Origin of the sequence: Desulfovibrio sp. Huiquan2017, from assembly GCF_017351175.1 — a bacterium.
GTDB lineage: Bacteria > Desulfobacterota > Desulfovibrionia > Desulfovibrionales > Desulfovibrionaceae > Pseudodesulfovibrio.
The window spans coordinates 36,988-60,158 of the sequence record NZ_JAFMPN010000001.1 but is presented as its reverse complement, the minus strand read 5'-3'; the positions used below and the strand labels follow the sequence as shown (position 1 = coordinate 60,158).

Sequence of the window (23,171 nt, the reverse complement as noted above, 5' to 3'; positions counted from 1 at the left end):
TCCTTAGGGTTGTGTGTTGCCGTCGGGCAGCTTGCGCATGAACATAAGTCGCCAGATCATCTCTTCCGACGCCGGGCTGATGCTGTTTTTCAGGCCGGGAGCGTACGACAGGGCCGAAACCGGCAGTCCGCCGGCGAACGCCATGTTCAATATTGCCCCGAATGTACAGGCTTCGTCGAGTTTCGTCCAGATAACGCTGGCTAGTTGTTCACTTTTGTATTTGTCCACGAAACGCTCGAACTGGCCCTTGCTGTAATAGGGATTCATGACCAGGTGGATGGACAGGTCGGGGCACTCGTCCAGGCCGTAGAGATGCGACCATTCCTCCAGCGTGGTCCGGCCGGACAGGCCGGGCAGGTCGATGAGAATCATGTCGAACTGCCGGGCCTCGCTTTGGAGCAGGGCGAAGTCTTCCTTGGTGATGATCTCGCGGAAGGCCAGGCCGCTCAGTTCGGCGTAGTGCTTGAGGACCAGGCGGCCCTTGCCCCGTCCCCCGTCAGCCGTGGCCAGGCACAGCCGCATGCGGGGCTGCTCCTTCTTCATGCGCAGGGCCAGGCGCACCAGGCTGGAAGTTTTTCCGGCACCGCCGGGTCCGGCAAAGGCGTGAAAGGTATTGGCCCAGGTCCCGGCCTTGAACGGAGTGGCCTTGAGCAGCGGGTCCAGGGCACCCATTACCGGCAGGTCGCGGGTCTCGCGCATGGTGCAGTAGACGTGGGTCAAAACCCGTTCGTCCACTTCTTCGCGTTCCAAATATTCCAGAGCGATGCGCTGCTTGGGCGAGAGGAGGTTCAAGTCCATCTGTGGCTTCATCAGGGCCAGTATCTGTCCCTTGATCTGGCTCCACTCGCGTTGCCAGCCGACCGAATCCCGAAGTGCGGCGTCCACCACGTCTTCCTTGGTGTCTTGTTGCGGGCGGCGCGGTCGGATGTCGCTTTCCACGGCGGCCACTATCTCGCAGCATTTGCAGCCGTTCTCCGTGACGGTCTTGTTGGACAGGATGACGGCCTCATCACCGAGTTCGGATTTGACCTTGGCGAATGCGGCCGTGGACGTGGCCGCCCGGTAAGTCTTCATTCTCATAATCTGGTCCTAGAGTTCAACGGTTGCGACTGACTGAATTTTGACGTCCGCCGGAATCTCGGCCTGGGAGATCACCGGCAGGGTCGGGATGAACCGGGTCAGGAGCTGTGCGAGCTGGGAGCGGAGTTGCGGGGTGACCAGCAGGATGGGCTGGCCGTCGGCCACCATGGCATCCTCTGTGGAGCGGTTGATGGCCTGGATGATCTGCTGGGCCATGCCCGGTTCCAAGGCCAGATAACCGCCCTGTTCGGCCGGGCGCATGGCGTTGTTCAGGATTTCGTCGATCTGCGGGTTCAGGGTGATGATCGGCAACACCCCGTTGTCGCCGAGATATGGCTTGACGATGGTCCGGCCCATGCGGGCGCGGACGTACTCCGTGAGCTGGTGCGGATCCTGGGTGGCCGTGCCGTAATCGGCCAGTGTCTCCACGATGGTCAGCAGGTCGCGAATGGATACGTTTTCCTGGACCAGTCCCTGGAGAACCTTCTGCACACCGCCCAGGCTGAGCACGGCGGGCACCAGGGATTCCACGGCCTTGGGCGCGCGCTTGGACAGGTTGTTGAGCAGTTCCTGCGTCTCCTGGCGGCCGAGGAATTCGTGCAGGTTGCGGCGGAATATTTCGGTCAGATGGGTGGCGATGACCGTGGACGGATCGACCACGGTGTAGCCAGCCAGCATGGCCTCTTCCTTCTGGGCCTCGGGAATCCAGACGGCCGGGAGGTTGAAGGCGGGTTCCACGGTGTCCACGCCCTCTATACGGTGCTTGGCGTCGCCCGGGTCCATGGCCAGATAATGGTCGATAAGCAGTTCCGCACCGGCCACCGGGTTGCCCTTGATGAGCACGCGGTATTCGCCGGGCTTGAGTTGGAGGTTGTCGCGCAGATGCAGGGACGGGACGACAACGCCCATGTCCAGGGCGAACTGGCGGCGGATGGAGCGGATGCGCGAGAGCAGGTTGCCGCTCTGTTCCTCGTCCACCAGCGGAATAAGCCCGTAGCCCACTTCCAGCTCCAGTTGATCGAGCGGCAGCAGGGCCTGGACCTCCTCGGGAGTATCCAAGGTGGTGGGCTGCTTCTGCTCCTTTTCGTCCTGGGTCACGGTAAGATGGTGCTGTTGGCGCGATGAGATCCGCGCCACGCTGAAGACGATGGCGGCCAGGGTCAGGAACGGGATGGTCGGCATGCCCGGGACGATGCCGAAGATCACCAGGATGCCGGAAACAAGCTTGAGTGCCCGGTGGTGGTAGGAGAGCTGGCCGATGAATTCCTCGCCCATCTTGGCCTCGGCGGCCGCGCGGGAGACAATGATACCCGCCGACGTGGAGATGATCAGCGAGGGAATGGTGGCCACCAGGCCGTCACCGATGGTCAGTAAGGTGTAGGTCTGGGCCGCGTCCATCCACGGCATGTCCTTTTGCAGCACGCCGATGAGGAAGCCGCCGATGATGTTGATGGCCGTAATCATCAGGCCGGCCTTGACGTCTCCGGACACGAACTTGCCCGCACCGTCCATGGCACCGTAAAAGTCTGCCTCGCGACGCAAGTTCTCGCGTTTTTGGGTGGCTTGCTCCTCGTCGATGAGTCCGGCGTTGAGGTCGGCCTCAATGGCCATCTGTTTGCCCGGCATGGCGTCCAGGGTGAAGCGGGCGGCTACCTCGGCGATGCGGGTGGTACCGCTGACGATGACGGTCTTGTTCAGGATGAACAGGATCATGAAAATGACGATGCCGATGACGTAATTGCCTCCGACGACGAATTCTCCGAAACTTTGGATGACCGAGCCTGCGGCTGAAGTACCCTCGTCGCCGTGCAGCAGGATGGCCCGGGTGGTGGCCACGTTCAGCGCCAGCCGGAGCAGGGTGGTGACCAGCAGCAGCGACGGGAAGATGGAGAATTCGAGCGGCGAGGTCATGAACATGGAGGTGACCAGAATGACCAGCCCCAGGGAAATGGAAACCGAGAGCATGAAGTCGATGAACGGAGTGGGCAGGGGAATGAGCATCACGAAGAGGATGACCACCACACCCCCGGCCAGGAGGATGTCGCCCTGTTTGGCGAACTGGGTGTAGTCGATTCTGGGGGTCGCGGTCTTGGCGGAAGGCTGGGCCATGTTTTTGACACCTCTCGGATGGTTTGTCTGTGGATTCCGGGGAAGGTGTCAGGCTGTGCAACTATTGGCGATGCTTGAATTTCTCCAGCTTTGCCAGAATCGCGGCCACGGCCTGGAACAGTTCCTCCGGGATGGTTTCTCCGATCTCCACCTGTTTATACAAAGCCTGTGCCAAGGGTCTGTTTTCTTCGATGGGGATGGAGTTTTCCCGGGCAACTTCCTTGATTCGTTCGGCAACCTTGTTCACGCCCTTGGCCAGGACCAGGGGCGCGGGGGCCTTGAGCGGGTCGTACTGGAGGGCAACGGCGTAATGGGTCGGGTTGGTGATGACCACGTCGGCCTTGGGGATGTCCTGGAACATGCGGGAGGTTATGGCCTCCATCATCTTCTGGCGCTGCTTCTGCTTGATCCTCGGATCACCTTCGGCCTGTTTGCGTTCGTCCTTGATTTCGTCCTTGGTCATCTTGATCTGTTCCTCGTAGTTCCAGCGTTCGTAGACGAGGTCGGCCACGGCGATGAGCAGCATGGGGACGAGCGCATAGCAGACCATTTTGTAGCCCGCCGAGAGGATAAAGATAATGATTCCCTGGACGTTGGCGTGGAACAGGGGCAGCAGGTTGGGCAGCTCCTGCTTGATGACAATGTAAGGAGCTATGGCCACGGCCATGGCCTGAAGCAAACTCTTGCACAGCTTGAGCAGGGCGTCCGGGCTGAGCATGAGCTTCTTGATGCCGTTTGCGATGTTGAACAGCTTGCCGAATTTCGGTTGGAGGGGCTTGGAGGTCCACAGGGCGCCCACCTGAAGCCGCATGGAGAGAAAGGACATCAGTGCAAGGACCAGCATGAGCGGCACCACGAGGAGGGCCAGCTTTCCGAGTCCCCAGGTGAACAGAGAATACGCCATGGATTTGTCCAACTGGAAGTTGATGGCTTCCAGGAAAGTCCAGCGGTATATCTCGGTAAACTGATTGTGGTAGAAGCCGATCGTGGCGCGCAGGAACAGGACTCCGACGAGCAGGGTCATGACCTTGGGGATTTCCTGTCCCTTGGCGACGTTGCCTTCACCGCGTTGCTTGTCGCGCCGTTTGGATGTGGCTTTTTCGGTTTTACTCGGGTCGTCCTGGCCGATCATGACAGTCGTTTCCTATTGCAGGTTTATCGTGCCGAACTTCATGACGTTGTCGTACATGTTGTTCAGGCCGGACAGGAAGTCGCCCACATATAACGCCATGATGCTGAAGATGAATCCCAGGAAGAAGAACCCCACGGTGATCTTGATGGGGAAGCCGAGAACGAGCACGTGCATCTGGGGCGCGGCCCGCGAGATGAGCGCCAGGGAGAGGTCCACCAGGAACAGGGAGGCCATGACCGGGGCCGCAATCTTGATGGCCAGGGTAAACATGATGTTGGAGAAGTGGAAAATGTGGTCGGCCAGTTCGGGCTGGAGCAACAGAGTGCCCGGCGGGATGTATTGGAAGCTCGTGCCCACGGCCTTGAGCAGGTAGAGGTGTCCGTTAAGGACCAGGAAGGTCAGCATGGTGCACATGTACAGGAAATGAGCCGAGACCGCGTTGCTGGTGCCGGTGATGGGATCGACCACGTTGACCATGGCGAATCCCATCTGGAAGCCGATGATCTGGCCGCCCAACTGGACCGCGGCGAACAAAAAATTGACGAGCATGCCGAGAATCAGGCCGAGCACCAATTCACCGAGGAACATGATCGCGATGTTCCAGCCCGTGGGCATCATGGAGCCGGGGAAGGAGAGTTGTGGCCAAAAGGCCATGGACAGGACCAAAACCAGGGCCGCTTTGATCGTTTTGGGGATGGACTGTCCTCCGAAAAAAGGCAGCAGAAAGAGAACAACGCTGATGCGGAACAGCGTCAGGAAGTAGCTGAGCATGTCGCTCGGTTGAAATCCGAAAATCTCCATTACCGCATCACTGCAAAACCCGAACCAATCGGGGCGTCATCCGGAGCGTCCCGAAACAAACAGACCCTCCTGGAATGTCGTATTCCAAAAGGGCCTGGAGCATTCTTGGACCGGGGACCGGTTTAGTTGAGGATGTACCGTTTGGGGTTCACCGGCACGCCGTTCAGGCGGACTTCATAGTGCAGGTGAGGGCCGGTGGAGCGACCGGTATTGCCTACATAGCCAATGAGTTCTCCCCGGGTGACCTCCTGGCCGCTCTTGATGGCGATACGGTTGAGGTGCGCGAACCGGGTGGACAGGCTGGCATTGTGCTTTAGGCGGATGGACAGGCCGTAGGAACCGTCGCGGCCCGCAAAGGTCACGGAGCCGCGGGCCGGGGCATAGACAGGGGTGCCGCGCGGGGCCGAGATGTCCAGTCCCTTGTGGAATTCGCGTTTGCCCGTGAAGGGCGAGGTGCGCCAGGCGAAGCCCGAGGTCACCCAGCCGGAGGTCGGCCAGATGGACGGAGTGGCTTCGAGGATGTTTTGATTGGAGCGCAGGGTGTGCATGATTTCCTGCTGGCGGACCTCTTCGAGGCGCGCCTCAACGTTCAACTGGCGCAAGAATTCATGCATTTTGCGGGCGAGCAGTTCTTGGCGATAGAGGGGCAGGTAGCCCTTGGAGAAATTTTCGTTGGCGGGACCGCCCTTGGGGGCGGCGGCCTGACTGCCGTCCTGATCCAGGTTGATCATGACCCGGAGTTTGGAGTCGAAATCGCGGATGCGGTTCAGGTTGCTCTGCAGGGAGGTGATTTTTTGAGACAGGCTGAGGAGTTGGGTCTTTTGTTCCTGGACGGTTTTTTCCGCGATGTTCAGGCCTTGCTCGACGCGGGAGTGCTCGGCGTATTTGTTCCAAAGGATGACGTTGCCCGCGGCCATGGACACCGTCAGGAAGAAAAGAAACACGATAAACCAGCCTCGAAGCTGGAACTTCTTGCACGAACCCTGTTTGTCTTTAAAGACAACTATATGATATTTTCGGAAAAGCATTACCTTTCCAGGATGTTAGAAGTTTGCAGAGCAGCCGGATACGGGCTTTGAGTACTTTTAGTCTAGACTTTTTTACTTGTCAAGTTGACTTGTTGCCGAGTTATGGCATTGAAGATGTTGTTTTTTATGCGTTTATCTTTTTTCCACATGGTCCGCAACCATTCATGAATTTCGTCCCGCTTGGTGAATCCGTTGGAAGGGCAGACGTTTTCCCAGATGGGCAGATCCCACTGGGAGGCCGCCTTGATGACGGTTTTTTTGTCCAGAAGCATGGTCGGCCGGATGACCTTGAGCTTGCCGCCGAAGAACGGTTCGTTGGCGGAAAGTCCGTCGGCGCGTCCGTTTTGGACCACGTTCATGAAGAATGTGACTACGTTGTCGTCGGCGTTGTGACCGAAGGCCAGGTGGGTCAAGCCGTAGTTGCGGCAGAGCTCGAAGAGGCGCTTTCGGCGTTGCATGGCACACCAGAAGCACGGAGAATTCTTGCGGTTTTCCTCGCCATGGGCGCGCGGCCCGAAGTCGGTCAGCTCCACATGCGCGGCCAGTCCGTTCTCCGCGCACCATTTGACCAGCGGTTTGTGGGAGGCGGGGTCGAAGCCCGGGTTGACGTGCAGGGCCATCAGTTCGACCGGAAAGGGCATGATCGCCCGGCGAATGGTCATGACCTTGAGCATGAGGAAACTGTCCACGCCGCCGGAGATGGCCAGGCCGATGCGTGCTCCCCCGGTGACCATGTCGGTCTGCTGCATGAGCTTGCCCGTGGCGGTGACGCATTTTTTCTGCGCGAAGGTGAGTTTGCCCCATGAGGCCATCTGTTTTTCTCCCGTTCGATTTGCTATGCAGGGCTTGCCAGGTCAGGCAGATAGAGTATTCCTGCTTGACTTGCAAGCCCCCTTGGGGCAGCTTTACAAGCTTTCGCGTCACGGTTCGAGCCGCCGTTCGGGGTCGGCGCCAGGTCCTTCCGGAGGATGCCTGTTTTGAAACGGATTCTGTTTCTCGTCATTGTCGTGCTTGCGGCCGCCTTGGCCGGTGGCGCGTACTGGCTCAGGTCCGGTATGGAGAAACAGGTCGTGACGTCCCGTTGGCTGGCACATTCCCTGAACAAGGTCAAGTCGTTGCACATCCGACAGGGTGGCGACGCATATACCCTGGTCGCCTCGGGCGGCCATTGGGCGGCGCGGGTTCCAGGCGCGTCCTGGAACGTTTCGGCCAAGGCCGTGGATTCCCGGGTTCGTGATTACCTGAATCGCCTGGCCGGGTTGGTTCCGTTGCTCGTCTTCGAAGGGGACGAGGTCGGGTTGCTCAGGCAATACGGCCTGAACGAACCCGGACTCAGGCTCGTAGTCCAGTCCGGCGACGAAAATTCGCCGTCCCTGAACATTCGGTTCGTCCCGGGCGAGTCGGGCAAGACCTACGGATGGAATTCGGAGACACCTGGCCGGGTATACGAATTCGGGGGCGAGGTTTTCGGGCAGTTGGCCCATCCTGTCGCCCATTTTCTCGACACCAGGATTTTTCGCTTCAACGAGGAGCGAGTCAGCCAGGTGCAGCTCGTCCAGCCGTTCGGTTCGAGTTGGGTGGCCAGGCGCGGGGCCAAGGGGTTCACCTTCGTCCAGCCCGGCTACCTCAAAGGCAAGGAGGCGTCCAGCTCGGAGCTCAAGCTCTACCTGCACACCCTGGCCTTGCTTCGGGCGGGCAAGCTGGTGCTTGAACCTGCGGAGCCGGAAAAGAGCATGGCGGCCCTGACCATTAAGGTCTGGACGGGGAATGATGAGCCGTCGTCGGTGGAGTTTTTTACCATTGCGGATGACTCCAAATACTATTTCGGCCGCTCGTCCTGGTTGACCGTGCCGTTCCTGCTCGATGCGGAGAGCGTCAGCCAACTGGTGAAGAGCGCATTCGACGTTCAGGGGCGCAACGTGTTTACCCTGGATATCGGCCAAGTGGCCGTCATCGTCATCGTCAACGGCGATCGGCGCTACGTGGTCCGTCGTGAGCATGCCGGCTGGCGCGTGGAAGGTGGGGGAAAAGACATCCCCGGCATTGACATGGCGCTCTGGCGATTTACTGAATTACAGTTTGAGGCGTTGCCCCTGAATAATCTGGCCGCCACGGCTGTGAAGCTCATGCACTGCCGCCTGCTGGACGGCAACGGAAACGAGTTGAAGGCGGTTACCTTCTACGCGGACCCCAAGCTGCCCCAGGGGCAGTGTTGGGTAAAGAACGGAGACGGTATGTATTACCCGGTCTCCGCCCGGCTGCTCAAGGACCTGCAGGGGATGTTCCCGGCGGGCGAGTCCGTAAAAAACGAATAACGGCGCTTCAAACGAAGTCTTTAAGGAGAATATCATGGCAAGGATTACCGTTGAAGATTGTCTGGCCAAAGTGAGCAATCGTTTTCTCATCACCCAGATGGCTATCAAGCGGGTCAAGCAGTACCGTGAAGGCTACGAGCCGCTGGTTGATTCCAAGAATAAGGAAATAGTCAATGCCCTGCGTGAGATCGCGGCGGCCAAAGTCATTCCCGACACTTCCTCGGACCTTCACCTGCATGCTTCCGAAACCGAGGACGCTCAGTAGCCGACCATGTCCAAACGCGATTATTACGAGATCCTGGAGGTGGAGCGAACCGCCTCCCAGGACGAGATCAAGACGGCGTATCGGAGGTTGGCCTTCAAGTTTCATCCCGACCGCAACCAGGATGATCCCGACGCCGAATCCAAGTTCAAGGAAGCCGCCGAGGCCTACGAGGTCCTGGGCAGCCCGGAAAAACGCCAGTCCTATGACCGGTTCGGCCATGACGGCGTGAACGGCAACGGCTTCTCCGGATTTTCGAGCAACGAGGACATCTTCGGCGCGTTCAGCGATATCTTTGGCGAAGTCTTCGGGTTTTCTTCGGCCGGGCGGACCAATCGGCCCCGGGCCGGTTCCGACCTGCGGTACAACCTGGAGATTTCCTTTCGGGATGCGGCCAAGGGCACCGAAGTTTCCATCAAAATTCCCGTGGAATCCACCTGCGAGACCTGTGGCGGCAGCGGGGCGGCCCCCGGCTCTTCGCCCCAGACCTGTCCCCAGTGCGGCGGGTCCGGCACGGTCCAGCAATCCCAGGGGTTCTTCCGCATTTCCGCCACCTGTCCCCAATGTCGGGGCGCGGGTAAGCTGATCACCGAGCCCTGCGACACCTGCATGGGGCGCGGCACGGTCATCAAGGACAAGGACCTCAACGTCCGCATTCCGGCGGGCGTGGACAACAATTCGCGCCTGCGCCTGCGCGGCGAGGGCGAGGCCGGGGTTAACGGAGGCCCTCCGGGCGATCTCTACGTGGTCATCCGGGTCACTCCGGACGAAACCTTCGAGCGCCAGGGCCAGAATTTGATCCTCAGCCGAGAAATCTCCATGGTCGAGGCTGCTCTGGGGCACCGCCTGGAAGTGCCTACTCTGGACGAGCCGGTGAACCTGGACATCCCCAGTGGCACCCAGTCCGGCGAAGTCTTTCGGCTGCGCGGCCTGGGTTTGCCCCATCTCGGTTCCACCCAGAATGGCGACCTGCTTGTGGAGGTCCGCGTGAAGACGCCCTCCAAGCTGAACGGCCGCCAAGAGGAGCTTCTCAAGGAGTTCGCCGAGATCGAAGCCGGAAAACTCAAGAACCGGGCCAAGGGCTTCTTCAAGAAGGCCAAGGACAAGGTCATGGGAGAGTAGACTATGGCAGACGGATTTTCGCACATGGACCGTGACGGCAATGCCCGCATGGTGGACGTTTCCGCCAAGAACGACACGACCCGCACGGCTATTGTCCGGGGGCTGGTTCGCCTTTCCTCGGAAACCTTGCGTCTGCTCAAGGCGGACGCCCTGCCCAAGGGAGACGTGTTGACCACGGCCAAGATAGCGGGCATCCAGGCGGCCAAACGGACCAGTGATCTGATCCCCATGTGCCATCCCCTGCCCATCAGCTACATCGACGTGCGATTCACCGTGCATGACGAGGATTCGACCATCGAGCTGGAATGCGAGGTTCGGACAGCCTACAAGACCGGTGTCGAGATGGAAGCCTTGATCGGCTGCCAGGCGGCGGCCGCGACTATCTACGACATGTGCAAGGCGGTCCAGAAGGATATCGTCATCGACAATTGCCGCTTGATTTTCAAATCCGGCGGCAAAAGCGGTACGTTCCGGGGTGAATAGGCCGGACCAAAGCGCTTCTTCAAGAGAAGGAAAAGCCCCGTCGGATTGATCCGGCGGGGCTTTCTTGTTTGTTTCGCTCGTTGCGGCACTACCAGACCATTCGCGTCTGGACGCCGTGCTCGGACATGTATTTCTTGATTTGTGGGATGGTGTACTCGCCGTAATGGACGATGGAGGCGATGAGCGCGGCAGTGGCCTTGCCTTCGGTCACGGCGTCCACCATGTGCTGAGGGTTGCCCGCACCACCGGAGGCGATGACCGGGATGGTCACGGATTCGGCCACCAGGCGGGTCAGCTCCAGGTCATAGCCGTTCTTCACGCCGTCGGCGTCAATGGAGTTCAGGCAGATTTCACCCGCACCCAGCGCTTCGCCGGTCTTGGCCCATTCGATGGCGTCCATGCCCATGTATTTGCGGCCGCCGTGGATGACGATCTCGAAACCCGAGGGGATGTCTTCGGATTTGGGCACGCGTTTGACGTCCATGCCGAGCACCACGCACTGGGAGCCGAACATGGCCGCGCCTTCGCTGATTATGTCGGGGTTCTTGACCGCGCCGGAGTTGACCGAGACCTTTTCCGCTCCGGCCACGAGCACATCGCGCATGTCGGCCACGGTGTTGATGCCGCCGCCCACGGAGAAGGGTATGAAAATCTGGGAGGCGACTTTTTCGACCACGTCCAGGAAGATGCCGCGCGCTTCGTGCGAGGCGGTGATGTCGTAGAAGACGATTTCGTCCGCGCCTTCCTCGTAGTATCGCCTGGCGGATTCAACCGGGTCGCCGATGTCCACGTTGCCCTCGAACTTGATGCCCTTGGTCAGACGGCCGTTGCGCACGTCGAGGCAGGGGATGACGCGTTTACTCAGCATCGGAGGCCTCCAGACAGTAGTCGTAGAAATTGCGGAGCATCTTCAGGCCGGGACGGCCGCTCTTTTCCGGGTGGAATTGAACGGCCCACAGTCCCTTGCGGCCATGCACTGAGCAGAAGTCGATGCCGTAGCGGGTGGTGCCGATGACGAACTCCTCCTTGGGGGCGGGGTAGTAGCTGTGCACGAAGTAGAAATCCGCGTCCGGGTCGATTCCGTCGAAGAGTTCGCATTCCTTGAGCAGCTCCACCTGGTTCCAGCCCATGTGCGGCACGCGGATTTGAATGTCCTCGTAGTCCACCCAGGAAGGGTTGAACAGGCGGCATTCGCCGGGGATGACCTCCAGGGCCTTGGTGTCGTTTTCCTCGGAGTAGTCCAGGAGAATCTGGCAGCCCACGCAAATGCCCAGCACGGGCTTCTTTTGCCCGATGAGTTTCTTGATGACTTCGTCGAGGCCGCCGGATTCCAGTTCTTCCATGGCTTGGCCTGCGGCGCCAACGCCCGGAAAGATGATCCCTGAGGCTTTGTCCAATTTTTCCGGATCGTTGGTAATTTCATTCGGGATACCCAGATGCTCCAGGGCCCTGTGGACGCTGGTCTGGTTCCCCGCCTTGTAATCGAAGATGGCGAGCATGGGGGTTCCTCCGCTTTATACTCGGTATGCTACAGCGACTAGTAAAAATACCGGTGGAAAACAAGGCTTTTATTTCAGCGGCAAAAGTGTATGCCAGAATTGGCAAATGTTCGTTTCGGCAGGGGGTTGGCCGAGGCGGATTTCGGCCCTGAAATTGTCATTTTCCGAGGATGCGCAAAAGCAGGTCGCCCTTGAAAGGGCCGAGCTTGCGGCCCAGTCCCTTGAGCCGGATGGGACGGCCGACCACGAAATCCCGGGGCAGGGTGACCTCGATGGTCTTGGTCCCCTTGGTGAAGGGATGTTCCACGGTGATGCGGATCTTGCGGCCCGGCAGGAGGTGGGAGGCCGGATAGTGGACGGTCTGCTCAAAGTCCATCTGGCCCTTGAGCCATCCCTTGATGCCCTTGGAGAAGTCCAGGTTGAGGGTCCGCTCGCCCCAGTGCAGTTGCAGACTGCGCTTCTTGAGTTCCAGCGGTCCCTTGTAGCCGGGTTTGTCCTTGCGGATCTGGGAGTAGATGTCCTCGAACACCTTCTTGGCAAAGGGGTCGTTGAGGATGGTCCGCAGGACTTCCTCTTCCTTGTAATAATAGCTTTGAGTCCTGGCCCGGGTGGAGCGCCGTCTTCTTTCCGGTTTGGGCGGGACCGTTTTGCCCTGTTGGCGTGCGTAGGCCTTGGCCCCTTGTTCGCGGCCGGTCTTCGGGCCTTCCGAATCGGGGCCGCGAGACGCGGTCCGTGCCGGACCTGCTTCGTCCAGGATCTTGCGGGCCGTGACGTAGGCCTCGTTGACCACGCGGAACCGTTCGGCGGCCCGGGGGCTCGGGTTCAGGTCCGGGTGGTACTTGAAGGCCAGTTTGCGGAAGGCGGATTTGACCTCTTCCAGGTTCGCCCCGGGGGCGAGCTGAAGCTCTTTGAGGCATTCCTGGAGATTCATGGGATGCGTCCTTGGTTTACTCGTCGGAAATCAATGCGTTGGGCGACGTGTCGGGATCATAGCGCAAAAGGCCGTGCTCGCGCAAATAGGCGCGCCCCTGGCGGACGAATTCAGCGTGGCCGGCTTCCGGATTTATGCCGGGACAGTATTCCTGAATCATTTCCCAACTGGTTTCGTCGATGAGGTTGCCCCGGAAATAGGGCCAGGCCCGGCAGATGTCGGGGCGGCCGGGGTGCACTCCACAGCCGTCTTTGTAAAAGACGCAGTAGTTGTCCTCGCCCACGTTGAGCTGAATCTTGCCGCCGCGCGTATGGGCGTAGCGCGCGACCAGTTCCTCCACGGAAATATCGAGAAAGTCGGCGAGCCGTTCGCGGTCCTTGTCGGTCATGACGATGCCGCCCTCGCCCTGGCAACAATGGCCGCACATGCGGCAGGTGAAGGCGGCCACGGTCATGGGCGGATCCCCATGGCCCGCATTTCGACCTGGGTGCAGTGATCTTCGACCACGGTGATGCCGCTTCCGGCGAGGATGTTGCGGGCTTCGGGGCTGACGATGCCGGACTGCATCCAGAAAACCTTCGGCCGCGGCTCCAGGGCCAGGGTTTCGCGGGCGTGATCCGGGCAGAACTGCGGGGCCCGGAAAACGTCCACCAGGTCCACGGGCACGGGAATGTCGCCCAGGGTGGGGTAGGTGGCCAATCCCCAGACATCGGTGCGTTTTGGGTGGACGGGGATGACGGTGAAGCCCATGTCGATGAGGGCGCGGCCCACCATGTCCACGGGGCGTCCCGGTTTGTCCACGGCTCCGATCACCGCGATGGTCTTGACCTCGCGCAGCAGGGGCGCTAGCTCTTTGATGTCGATCAGCATAGTTCGATACCTCGTTGATTGCGAAGGCCGTTGTACAGCAAAGCCTTCCGATTGCCTAGTCGATATATCCTTGAAGGAGCCTCCCCATGTTCGAAGCCCTTGCCCGTATCCCCGAAGAAGAACTGAAGCGCCGCCGTGACGCCGTTCGGCGCCATCTGCATGTTCTCGCTCCCGAAGCGGGCGGCATCCTAGTCTTTTCCAGGCTGAACATCTACTACCTGACCGGCACGTTCGGCCAGGGCGTGCTTTGGGTTCCGCTCGAGGGCGATTCCGTGCTGCTCATCCGCAAGGGCGTTAACCGGGCCCGGCTGGAGGCGGGCATCGATCATATCCTTCCATACAAATCCTATTCGGAACTGCCCGGCCTGTGCGCTGACGTCGGCAGTCCCTTTACCCCGACCCTGGCCGCGGTCATGTCCGGGCTCACCTGGCAGCTCGGGACCATGCTGGCGGCCAAGCTTAAGGATTACACCCTCGTTCCCGGCGATCATGCCGTGGCCTTGGCCAGAATGGTCAAGTCCGAGTTCGAGCTGGACATCCTGCGCCGCTGCGGCGAAAAGCACCATCACTGCCTGTATGACGTCCTGCCCGGCAGGATCCATCCCGGCATGACCGAGCGCGAGATCGCTCACAAGGCGTGGGAGGTCTTCTTCGGCGAAGGGCATATGGGCATTCTGCGCATGCAGGCTCACGACGAAGAGGCTTTCCTGGGCCATGTCTCGGCCGGGGATTCCGGCAACTACCCCAGCGGGTTCAACGGGCCCTTGGGATTGCGCGGCGAGCATCCCGCCTCGGCGCTTATGGGGAACGCAAACAAGATCTGGCGGGAGGGTGAGCCGCTCATGCTCGACATCGGCTTCCAGCTCGAAGGTTACCATACGGACAAGACCCAGGCCTATTTCGCCGGGGCCGCCTCGTCCATCCCCGCCGACATCCGCCGCGCCCACGAGTTCTGCATGGAGCTTCAGGACTGGATGTGCGCCGAGGCCGGACCGGGCGTCACGCCGGAGACACTCTACGTCCATTGCGTAGAGGAGGCCGGGAAACGGGGCTTTGCCGACGGCTTCATGGGGCTGGATGAGAACAAGGTCCCGTTCGTGGGCCATGGCATCGGCTTGACCGTGGACGAGTTCCCGCCCATGGCCAAGGGGTTCACCCAGCCGCTGGAACAGGGCATGGTTATCGCCTTGGAGCCCAAACAAGGCATTCGCGACGTGGCCATGGTCGGCGTGGAGAACACCTTCGAGATCACGGCCGACGGCTGCCGCTGCATTTCGGGCGACCGCTACGACATGATTCCGGTGAAATAGGAGAGCCTGATTGGATTCTTTCCGTCGGGTGTTGTAAGGTGAAACAAAGGCGGGCCTTCCGCCACCTGTTCGCAACAACCGGGGGAAGCATGGATTACACCCAGATTTTCACATCCAAGGATGAGTATCTTCTGTGCATCACCGATGGCGTGGTCAACGATGCCGAGACCTTTATCGAATGGGGGCTGCACTTGCTGTCCAAGGCCCGGGAGACCCGCCGGACGCGCATTTTGGTAGATAACCGGACCTTTCGCCTGGACCTTTCGCCATTGGACGTCATCACCTTCGCCAATTTCATGGAGAACAGGGACGTGGCCAAGCTCGGCCTGCGCCTGGCCGTCCTGTCCAATCCGCACAACCCGGAGGCCAGCCGGCTGGTGGAAACCGCCCTGGTCAACCGTTCCGCTTCCTACAAGAGTTTCCATACCCAACAGGACGCGCAACACTGGCTCCTTCGCGAATCGTCCCTGCCGGAATGAAAAAGGCTCCCGAAAGGGAGCCTTTTCTTTATCTGCGCACAGGGGGGCGGTTTATTCGTAGGCCGCCTCGTAGATGGCGATGACGTCCTCCACGGACATGTCCACCGGGGTGACGGCGAAGAGTTCGCCCATGGTGGACAGCGCATTTTCGGCCAGGGCCGGGATTTCCTCGCGGGTCACGCCGTAGTCGGACAATTTCTCCTCGCCCAGGCCGACCTCGGTGATGAGCGTGTCCAGGGCGTCCAGGAAGGCCACGCCGCTCACTTCCTCTTCCAGGTCCTCGGCCAGGGTATCGCCCATGGCCAGGGCCAGATCGCCCAGGCGTTCCTCGCCCCGGGCGGCCAGGAAGCCGAAGTACGCCTTGGACAGCAGCACCAGCCCGGCCCCGTGGGGCAGATGGGGGTGGAAGGCCGACAGGGCGTGTTCCAGGGAGTGCTGGGAGATGCACGAGGAGTAGGTTTCGCACAGCCCGGCCGCAGTGCTGGCCCAGGCCATGACGGTCCGCGCCTCCAGGTTGCCGCCATCGGCCACGGCCTGGGGCAGGGTGTGGCTGATGAGGTGCACGGCCTCCAGGGCGAGCGCGTCGCTGGCAGGCTGGCGGCAGGTGGCCAGATATGCCTCAGCCGCGTGGAAAAAGGCGTCCATGCCGGTGTAGGCGGTCTGCCTCGGCGGCACGGAAAGCATCAACTTGGGATCCACGATGGACAGGGCCGGGAAGGTTCCGTCATACCCCCAGCCGACTTTCTCTTGCGCGTCGGTGCCGGACTTGGTGATGACAGTCCACGGGTCGGCCTCGGTGCCGGTGCCCGCCGTGGTCGGGATGGCCACGATGGGCAGGGGCTCGTTTGCCGGGGTCTGGCCTCCGCCGGAACCCGCCTGCATGTAGTCCCAGTATTTGCCGGGATTGGTTGCCATGGTGGCGATGGCCTTGGCCGAGTCGATGGTGGACCCGCCGCCCAGGCCGACCACGAACTTGACGCCCATGTCGCGGCAGACGGCGGCCGCCTCGTCCACGGTGTCGGATTCGGGGTTGGGTTGGATTTTGTCGTAGACGATGGTCTGGACGTCCTGCTTGGAGAGCAGGGACTGGACGCGGGCCAGGTAGCCCTGGTCGATCATTGCACCGGACTGGCCGATGACGATCATGGCCTTGTCGCCGCGCGGCAGGTGGGGGGTGTCTCCCAGGCGGTCGAGGCTGTCGGGACCGAAGACTATGCGGGTGGGCATGAAGTACTGAAAGTTGAGCAAGGGGTGTCTCCTCGAAGTTGTTTTCGATTATCTAAAGGGATTTCAGCAAGCTTTCAAGCTGGTCGGCTGTGTACAGATCGCGGATGACCACCGGGGTCTCGCGACCGTTGACCCGGAACACGGCAGCCGTGGGCAGGCTGCGGCTGCCCAGCGCGGCCAGCAGCGCCTCGGCCTCGGGGTCGCGTTTGGTCATGTCCACCTTGATGAAGCGGACGCCGTAGCGCTCCTTCCACGTGGTTACGTTTTTCCTGGTCATGACCGTGGCCTCAAGGGCCTTGCAGGTGGGACACCAGTCGGCGGTGAATTCCAGGAAGATCTTTTCGCCGCCCAGGTCGCGGTCGAGTGTGGCGGGAGAGAATTGCTCCCACGGATCGGATTGGGTTTGCATGGGGAGAGTCCAGTAGACCGTGGCGGCCAGGAGCACGAGCATGGCGATGCGCAGGACGAGTTGGGTCCCCTGCCGGAGAGGGCGGGAGCGGACCCACAGCCAGCCGCCGAACAGGATGACCCACAAGGGGGCGAGGATGCGCATGCTCGCGCCGCCCAAGGCGATGCCGAGCAGATAGAAGGCCGTGCCCAGCAGGAAGAAGGCGATGCCCTTTTCCACGTACACGATCCACGGTCCGGACCGAGGCAGGAAGCGTGACAGGCCGGGGCTCACTATGAGCAGCAAGTAGGGCGCGGACATGCCCAGGCCGATGGAAACGAAAACCGTGGCGATGATCACCGGCCCCTGGATGAGTGCCCAACCGAGCACGCCGCCCAGAAACGGGCCGCTGCATGGGGTGGCCAGCAGGGTCGTCAGCATTCCGGTGAAGAACGCCTGCTTGCGCGGGGTGTTGTGCCCGGCCCCGAATTTGAGGTCGATGACCGGCAGGTGGAACAGGCCGAACAGGCTCAGGGCCAGGGCGCCCATGATTGCGGCCATGCCGAATACCAGCCAGCGGTTCTGGAACAGCGCCCCCCAGGCCGAGCCCGTGGCGCCCAGGACCAGGGCCAGAATCAGGAAGAAGGTCAATACGCCGAGCACGAAAAAGACGTTGTGCTCGCGGAAGGCCCGGATACGCGCGTGTGGGTCTCCGTCGGCCCCGGCTCCGAGCAGGGAGGAGAGCTTCAGGCTGACCACCGGCAGGACGCACGGCATGATGTTGAGGATGAGTCCTGCCAAAAGCCCCATGAGCACGGCCGAGAGCAGACCGCCCACTTCGAGTCCCGGCTGGAAGTAGGTCGGGGCAAATTGCCAGTTTATGACGGCCGCATCGGCCTCGGGGGCAGGCTCGGCCGGGGACTGCGCCGTGCCGCGAGCCATGTGCCGGAAGTCGTCCCACCACGGTTGTGCGGCGGCGGCCGGGAGGGCGCCGGCGTCGAGTTCGGCCTGTCCGAAGGCGGATTCGACCCGGGCCGGGACGCACTTGGTCGGGTGGCACAGGAGCAGGTCCAGGGACAGATTCACCGGGAAGGGGCGTTTCAGGCCGTTGGGCACCAGAACGAATAGGGTGGTCCCGTCGTGGTACGCGGCCACGGTGATCGTCGGATCGTAGGAATCCGGCTTGTCCTCGCCTTTGGGATAGAACACGGCCAGGGAGGTCCCGTCGGCGGCGGTGGCCGTCAGCCGCGTGGGCTTGCCCGTCTCGCCCGGCACGTTGGAATAGGCGTACCAATCCTTTTCGATGTGCAGGGTCAGGGCCAGCAGGACGCCGCCCGGAGAACCGGTTCTAATCGCGTCCGGGGCCAGGCCGAACGGTTCCATCGAAGTCTTCATTGGCAGGGAAGATGGCTGCATCAGAGCCTTTGCGGGCGATGCGGGCAGGAACAGAAGGGCGCTTAGAAGGAGGGTGAAAAACAGCTTGTTTATGGGCATTTAGGTCCTATTTAAAAAAAATGGAAATTTGTTGTTGACTTTTTCTGGGCCTACTTATAGTTATCTCTCCGTCGTGACGAACAACGGCGCGACCGAGTGGGTCACTAGCTCAATTGGCAGAGCAGCGGACTCTTAATCCGGAGGTTCAAGGTTCGATTCCTTGGTGACCCACCACTCAGAAAACACACCCCGTCAGCAATGGCGGGGTTTTTTCGTTTCCTGATTCCGTGAATGCCGTTGGCGGTGTTGTTCATGGATGTTCTCGTCGCTGATCTGGGTGATTGCCTGAGCGCACGCCGTACGGCCTGCGGTCTTTCCGGCGCGAATTTATCTTACCTTACCCTGGCGTCAGGTCAATGGAATGATGTTCGATAGGGGACGCCCCTGGCGCGTCGTTGCGCGGGCGGGGTCAGGCCTGTTTGAGCCATGCCCGGCGCACGGCGCCGTCGTCGGCGGTCCAGGCCTGGCGATGCACGGCCAGGAGACCGTCCGGGTCGCGCAACAAGGTCAGCTTTTCGCCGGGGGACAGGGCGTTGGGACCCGCCGTCAACACCTTTTCCGTCAGGCTGGCGCTTCGTTTGCGGGCTGCTTCGCCCGGATTACGCTTGTGGCGCAGGAGCAGGGCGCGGCGCAGGCCGTTGACTGCCGGGTCGAGCAGCGCGCGCAGGAAGCCCGCCTGGCGGGGCAGATTGAGGGGCACGGGCGCGGCCTCCATTTCGGCCGTGAAGCGGGTCACATCCCGAATTTCTTGATCCGGGCAGGTCTCCTCGGGAATGAGGAGCAGTCCCTTCTTGCGCAGCCAGCGGCCTGGGCCGTCGTGGCTGGTCAACACGGACAGGGGCATGGACAGGACGATGGGCAGGACGATGGGGGCGATCCACCAGAAAAAGCGCGGGGCATAGAGCCAGACGATTCCGCCCCAAAGTAGTCCAAAGAGGGTGCCCCCGCCGTGAAAACGCAGAGCGTCGCCCCAGGTGGTCGGTCGGTCGTCGCGCTGTTGCGACCCCCAGCCTATTTTCCGGCCAAGCAGGGTGATGCACACAAACTTGCTATGGAAAAACATGCGTATGGGTGCGAGCAATGCCGAGAAGGCCACTTCCAGGACAATACTCGACAGCAACTTCAATGCGCCGCCGAACTGTTTTGCCTGTCGGGTCTTGAACACGATTATCAGGTAGCTCAGGACCTTGGGAAAGAAGAGCAGGACGCCCGTGGTGCCCAGCAGAACCAGGGCCCAGAGGGGCTGCCATACGGGCCAGGACGGGAACAGGGAGCGCGTTGCCGCGAAGTAGCTCGGTCCGACCATGGCTTGGAGCACGGCCTCGGCCGAGGATAGCATCAGGAAGAGGAACCACAACAGGGCCGAGACGTAGCTCATGGCGCCGTTGAGAAAAAGCACCCGGTGGGCCGGGAAGAGCCCTTCGGTGAACAGCAGGCGGAGGTGTTGCAGATTGCCCTGGCACCAGCGCCGGTCGCGTTTCAGCTCCGAGAGCAGGTTGGGCGGGTTCTCCTCCCAACTGCCGGTCAGGTCGAAGGCCAGCCAAACTTCCCACCCGGCGCGGCGCATGAGCGAGGCTTCCACGAAGTCGTGACTGAGGATGTCGCCGCCCAGAGGCGGATTGCCCGACAGCCGGGGCAGGCCGCAGTGGCGCATGAACGGTTCCACGCGGATGAGCGCGTTGTGGCCCCAGTATTGGGCGTCGCCCAGCTGCCAGAAGTGCAGTCCGGCCGCGAACATGGGGCCGTAGGCGCGGTTGGCGAACTGTTGCAGCCGCCCGAGCAGGGTTTCCCGCCCGAAGCAGGCGGGCGCGGTTTGCAGGATGCCGATGCGGGGCCGCCGCTCCATGATGTGGACCATGTCGCACAGGGTGTCGCCGCGCATGACGCTGTCCGCGTCGAACACGGCCATGTAAGTGTAGCTTCGGCCATGGCGGCGGCAGAAGTCGGCTACGTTGCCGCTCTTGCGCTTCAGGTTCACCTTTCGGTTGCGGTAGAAGATGCGCTCTTGCGCTCCGAGTTCCTCCACCAGCCCGGCCCAGGCGGCCTCTTCCTCCATCCATTTGTCCGCGCTGCCGGAGTCGCTCAGGATGTGGATGTCGAATTGCTCCGTCTTTCCCGTGCGTTGCAGGGAGAGGTAAGTGGTCTTGACCCCGGCCATGACCCTCGGCGTATCCTCATTGCAAATGGGGAAGAGCACGGCCGTGCGCGGGGCGGATTCCGGCTCCAGCGGTTCGCTCAGGGCGTGACTGGCCGTAAAGCGGTCATAGCGGCGCATCAACGTGAACCAGCCCATGATGGCCGTCCAGAACCCGACGGATATCCAGGCGAAGAGGATCGAGTAGACGATGATGATGGCCAGCTCCAGCGGGGTGGACCCCTTTTCGGGCAGCACGGATCCGACGTAGGCACTGGCCAGGGCCGACGGGATCAGGATGAGCAGGGTCAGCACCGAGCGGCGTTTGGCGGTGGAGAACTGGGCGCGGGACTTCTGCGCATCGCGTTGCATGGTCCGTCTCATTGAAAAAAGTTCAGCAGGAGCGTCAAGGCCAGCAGGAGGCCGAGCATGGCCAGCCAGCCCCATTGGGCTGCAAATCCGGACAGGCCGGAGCGAGGGCGGCCGAGATACTGGCCGGGCATGTGGTTGCGGCACATGGGCGGCCGGTCCGGTGGATACGCCCTGGGAGCCTGGGCGGGCAACCGGGAGAGGAGCGCGTCCAGGGCCTGTTCCGGGGTGGCCCCGGCGGGCAGGGAGCGCAATGTCTCAAGGACCAGGACCAGACGGTCCTCGGTATCCATGGGCAATTGTTCGGCGTAGGCCGTCAGGCAACGAGCCGCCCGTTCGCGTGACGCTTTTTCGTCGGCCGGGCTTTGGTTAGGGGCGGTAGGCATAGTTCCAGGTTTCCGTCAGGGTGGTGTCGTTGATTTTTAGGAAGGCGCGCAGGTCTACGGGCTGTCTGCGTTTGGGCAGGACCTTGTCCAGGGCTGAGGGGGCCTGGTCCGGTCGAATCACGAAAGAGAGGCGCCAGCCGCCGGTATGGGGGTTTTTCTCCACAATCTGCTCGACGACCACCGCGCCCTTGCCGCAGGTGACCACGCCCTTCACCTCGGCCGGCGGTTGCAGCAGCCCCAGGGCTTTGCTTTGAAAATCGACGATGAATCGCTGGCCGCCGTTTTCGGTTTCGCCGGTCCGGGTGGCCCCGACATAGCCGAGGGGCGGGTGGGTGAAGCCGCCGTTATACCACAGCAGCCGGTATTCATACGTCTGGGGGACCCCTACGGGCAGTTCATCCTTGGGTCGCCAGAAGGCCACAATGTTGTCGTGGATGTCCCGGTCCGTGGGGATATTGATTAACTCCACATGGCCGCGACCCCAGTCGCCCACGGGCTCCACCCAGAGGGTCGGACGGCGTTCGTAGCTCGCTTCGAGGTCCTGGTAATGGGCAAACTCGCGGTCCCGCTGGATGAGCCCGAAGCCGCGCACATTATCCGCCTGAAAGGCGTTGATGTCGAGGTTCTCCGGGTTGTCCAAGGGACGCCAGAACCATTCGCCCGAGTTGTTCTTGATGAGCAGGCCGTCCGAGTCGTGCACCTCGGGGCGGAAGTCCCGGACCTTGCGGTCGTCGGTATTTTCGCCGAACAGGAACATGCTGGTCAGCGGAGCGATGCCGATCTTGGTCACGGGCATGCGCAGAAACAAAGTGGCGGTGACGTCCATGGTGGTGGTTTTGCCACCGCGAACGACAAAGGTGTAGGCCCCGGTCAGGCTTTTGCTGTCCAGCAGGGCGTGTACGGTTAGGCTCGTGCTCCGGCGGGTCGGCTTTTCGATCCAGAATTCCTTGAAATAGGGAAATTCCTCGCCGTCGGGCAGGGCGGTGTCCACAGCCAGCCCGCGCGCCGACAGTCCGTAGGCCTGGCCTTTGGCCACGGCCCGGAGATAGCTTGCGCCCAGGAACACGGCGATTTCGTCAAAGTGTCCGGGTGTATTGATCGGGCCGTGGATGCGGAATCCGGCAAAGCCGAACCGTTCCGGGATCTGCTCCGGCAGGGTATGGTTGTTGCCGTAGTCGAACAGGGCGGTTTCAAAGGGGACCCCCCGGACCTCGCCTCCGCTGACAATGTTAATGGTCACCAGCCGGTCGTAAAACAGGCCGGGGTGGAAGAATTGCAGTTGGAAGGGGAGTTTTTCTTTCTTCCACAGGGCCTTTTCAGGGCGATAGCGGATGTCGCGCCAGGCGCTGTAGCTGAGGGCGAGCAGAGATTGGGGCACCTCCCCTTGGGCCGGATTGAAGGGGGCCTGGCTCAATTGCCGAGCCTTGTCCACCACCAGTTGGCGGGAAAAGGGTTCGGCCTTCCCGGTCGGGGCCGGTTCCGCCGATACGGTTTTTGGCAGGAGTTGGGCGAGCAGAAGCAGGGCCGGAAGCAGGAGGTATATGCGCCTGATGGCGTGGCCGGACAATTGTTTGCGTTGTGGCATGGGTACGGGTTTTCGCTTGTTGGTTGTTTCCGGGGCAGGACCAGGTCCGTGGCCGCAAGAAACAGCACAGTACGCGATGCCCAAGGGATTATCAATTTTGAAACGGCTTTTTGCACAAGCTCATTTTATGCTTAATATTCAATGCGTTGCCATGTCGCGCGACCAAT

22 protein-coding genes and 1 tRNA gene are annotated in these 23,171 nt (G+C 61.3%); 7 read left to right on the top strand and 16 right to left on the bottom strand.

Translation table 11 applies throughout. From position 1 onward, the window contains the following. Nucleotides 1-3: 3 nt before the first annotated feature. From J0909_RS00270 to J0909_RS00245, 6 genes are all read right to left on the bottom strand, one after another. A complete protein-coding gene (locus J0909_RS00270) occupies nt 4-1,080 on the bottom strand; it encodes a flagellar biosynthesis protein FlhF (protein WP_207259602.1) in 1,077 nt (358 codons plus the stop codon). 9 nt (nt 1,081-1,089) lie between these two features. Further along, nucleotides 1,090-3,189 (bottom strand): flagellar biosynthesis protein FlhA, encoded by a 2,100-nt coding sequence (gene flhA, locus J0909_RS00265; RefSeq protein ID WP_207259601.1) that lies wholly within the window; start codon nt 3,187-3,189, stop codon nt 1,090-1,092. Between the two features lie 61 nt (nt 3,190-3,250). After that, on the bottom strand, nt 3,251-4,321 hold the full coding sequence (gene flhB, locus J0909_RS00260) for a flagellar biosynthesis protein FlhB (RefSeq protein WP_207259600.1): 1,071 nt from the start codon (nt 4,319-4,321) through the stop codon (nt 3,251-3,253). A gap of 12 nt (nt 4,322-4,333) precedes the next feature. Next, a complete protein-coding gene (fliR, locus tag J0909_RS00255) occupies nt 4,334-5,122 on the bottom strand; it encodes a flagellar biosynthetic protein FliR (protein ID WP_207259599.1) in 789 nt (262 codons plus the stop codon). A 122-nt stretch (nt 5,123-5,244) separates the two neighbouring features. Further along, nucleotides 5,245-6,150, bottom strand: a complete 906-nt coding sequence (locus J0909_RS00250; RefSeq protein ID WP_207259598.1) for a M23 family metallopeptidase — start codon at nt 6,148-6,150, stop codon at nt 5,245-5,247. A 62-nt stretch (nt 6,151-6,212) separates the two neighbouring features. Further along, entirely contained in the window at nt 6,213-6,962 is a 750-nt protein-coding gene (locus J0909_RS00245; RefSeq protein ID WP_207259597.1) for a tRNA lysidine(34) synthetase, read from the bottom strand. Nucleotides 6,963-7,127: 165 nt separating this feature from the next. Here J0909_RS00245 and J0909_RS00240 point away from each other — a divergent pair, with 165 nt between their 5' ends. The 4 genes from J0909_RS00240 to moaC are packed head-to-tail and all read left to right on the top strand — an operon-like array spanning nt 7,128 to nt 10,332. Continuing rightward, nucleotides 7,128-8,465, top strand: coding sequence for a DUF4340 domain-containing protein (locus J0909_RS00240; protein WP_207259596.1), 1,338 nt, complete (start codon nt 7,128-7,130; stop codon nt 8,463-8,465). Nucleotides 8,466-8,499: 34 nt separating this feature from the next. After that, nucleotides 8,500-8,730 carry a DNA-directed RNA polymerase subunit omega gene (gene rpoZ / locus J0909_RS00235; protein ID WP_207259595.1) on the top strand — a complete coding sequence of 77 codons (231 nt, stop codon included), beginning with the start codon at nt 8,500-8,502 and terminating at the stop codon, nt 8,728-8,730. Nucleotides 8,731-8,736: 6 nt separating this feature from the next. Further along, nucleotides 8,737-9,849 carry a molecular chaperone DnaJ gene (dnaJ, locus tag J0909_RS00230; protein ID WP_207259594.1) on the top strand — a complete coding sequence of 371 codons (1,113 nt, stop codon included), beginning with the start codon at nt 8,737-8,739 and terminating at the stop codon, nt 9,847-9,849. 3 nt (nt 9,850-9,852) lie between these two features. Further along, complete coding sequence (gene moaC / locus J0909_RS00225; RefSeq protein ID WP_207259593.1) at nt 9,853-10,332, top strand: cyclic pyranopterin monophosphate synthase MoaC; 480 nt, start codon at nt 9,853-9,855, stop codon at nt 10,330-10,332. 88 nt (nt 10,333-10,420) lie between these two features. On the opposite strand, the gene hisF is transcribed toward moaC, so the two are convergent. From hisF to J0909_RS00200, 5 genes are all read right to left on the bottom strand, one after another. Beyond that, a complete protein-coding gene (gene hisF / locus J0909_RS00220) occupies nt 10,421-11,200 on the bottom strand; it encodes an imidazole glycerol phosphate synthase subunit HisF (protein WP_207259592.1) in 780 nt (259 codons plus the stop codon). Then, nucleotides 11,190-11,831 (bottom strand): imidazole glycerol phosphate synthase subunit HisH, encoded by a 642-nt coding sequence (gene hisH / locus J0909_RS00215; RefSeq protein WP_207259591.1) that lies wholly within the window; start codon nt 11,829-11,831, stop codon nt 11,190-11,192. The genes hisF and hisH overlap by 11 nt, the downstream gene beginning before the upstream one ends. Nucleotides 11,832-11,988: 157 nt before the next feature. Then, nucleotides 11,989-12,762 carry a J domain-containing protein gene (locus J0909_RS00210; protein ID WP_207259590.1) on the bottom strand — a complete coding sequence of 258 codons (774 nt, stop codon included), beginning with the start codon at nt 12,760-12,762 and terminating at the stop codon, nt 11,989-11,991. A 16-nt stretch (nt 12,763-12,778) separates the two neighbouring features. Then, entirely contained in the window at nt 12,779-13,216 is a 438-nt protein-coding gene (locus tag J0909_RS00205) for a YkgJ family cysteine cluster protein (RefSeq protein WP_207259589.1), read from the bottom strand. Further along, a complete protein-coding gene (locus J0909_RS00200; RefSeq protein WP_207259588.1) occupies nt 13,213-13,632 on the bottom strand; it encodes a CoA-binding protein in 420 nt (139 codons plus the stop codon). Before J0909_RS00200 ends, J0909_RS00205 begins: the two co-directional genes overlap by 4 nt. A gap of 86 nt (nt 13,633-13,718) precedes the next feature. Here J0909_RS00200 and J0909_RS00195 point away from each other — a divergent pair, with 86 nt between their 5' ends. Beyond that, complete coding sequence (locus tag J0909_RS00195) at nt 13,719-14,942, top strand: M24 family metallopeptidase (RefSeq protein ID WP_207259587.1); 1,224 nt, start codon at nt 13,719-13,721, stop codon at nt 14,940-14,942. A gap of 89 nt (nt 14,943-15,031) precedes the next feature. Then, entirely contained in the window at nt 15,032-15,421 is a 390-nt protein-coding gene (locus tag J0909_RS00190; RefSeq protein WP_207259586.1) for a hypothetical protein, read from the top strand. 51 nt (nt 15,422-15,472) lie between these two features. On the opposite strand, the gene J0909_RS00185 is transcribed toward J0909_RS00190, so the two are convergent. Beyond that, a complete protein-coding gene (locus tag J0909_RS00185; protein WP_207259585.1) occupies nt 15,473-16,669 on the bottom strand; it encodes an iron-containing alcohol dehydrogenase in 1,197 nt (398 codons plus the stop codon). 31 nt (nt 16,670-16,700) lie between these two features. Further along, nucleotides 16,701-18,419: a protein-disulfide reductase DsbD family protein gene (locus J0909_RS00180; RefSeq protein WP_286181643.1), complete on the bottom strand. Its 1,719-nt coding sequence runs from the start codon at nt 18,417-18,419 to the stop codon at nt 16,701-16,703. Nucleotides 18,420-18,628: 209 nt separating this feature from the next. Between J0909_RS00180 and J0909_RS00175 the strand changes: the two genes are divergently transcribed. Then, nucleotides 18,629-18,704, top strand: a tRNA-Lys gene (locus J0909_RS00175). 235 nt (nt 18,705-18,939) lie between these two features. Here J0909_RS00175 and mdoH read toward each other — a convergent pair. The 3 genes from mdoH to J0909_RS00160 are packed head-to-tail and all read right to left on the bottom strand — an operon-like array spanning nt 18,940 to nt 23,004. Beyond that, entirely contained in the window at nt 18,940-21,036 is a 2,097-nt protein-coding gene (gene mdoH, locus J0909_RS00170) for a glucans biosynthesis glucosyltransferase MdoH (protein WP_286181642.1), read from the bottom strand. 8 nt (nt 21,037-21,044) lie between these two features. Further along, nucleotides 21,045-21,419 carry a hypothetical protein gene (locus J0909_RS00165; protein WP_207259582.1) on the bottom strand — a complete coding sequence of 125 codons (375 nt, stop codon included), beginning with the start codon at nt 21,417-21,419 and terminating at the stop codon, nt 21,045-21,047. Beyond that, complete coding sequence (locus tag J0909_RS00160; RefSeq protein ID WP_207259581.1) at nt 21,403-23,004, bottom strand: OpgD/OpgG family glucan biosynthesis protein; 1,602 nt, start codon at nt 23,002-23,004, stop codon at nt 21,403-21,405. The genes J0909_RS00165 and J0909_RS00160 overlap by 17 nt, the downstream gene beginning before the upstream one ends. Nucleotides 23,005-23,171: the final 167 nt, after the last annotated feature.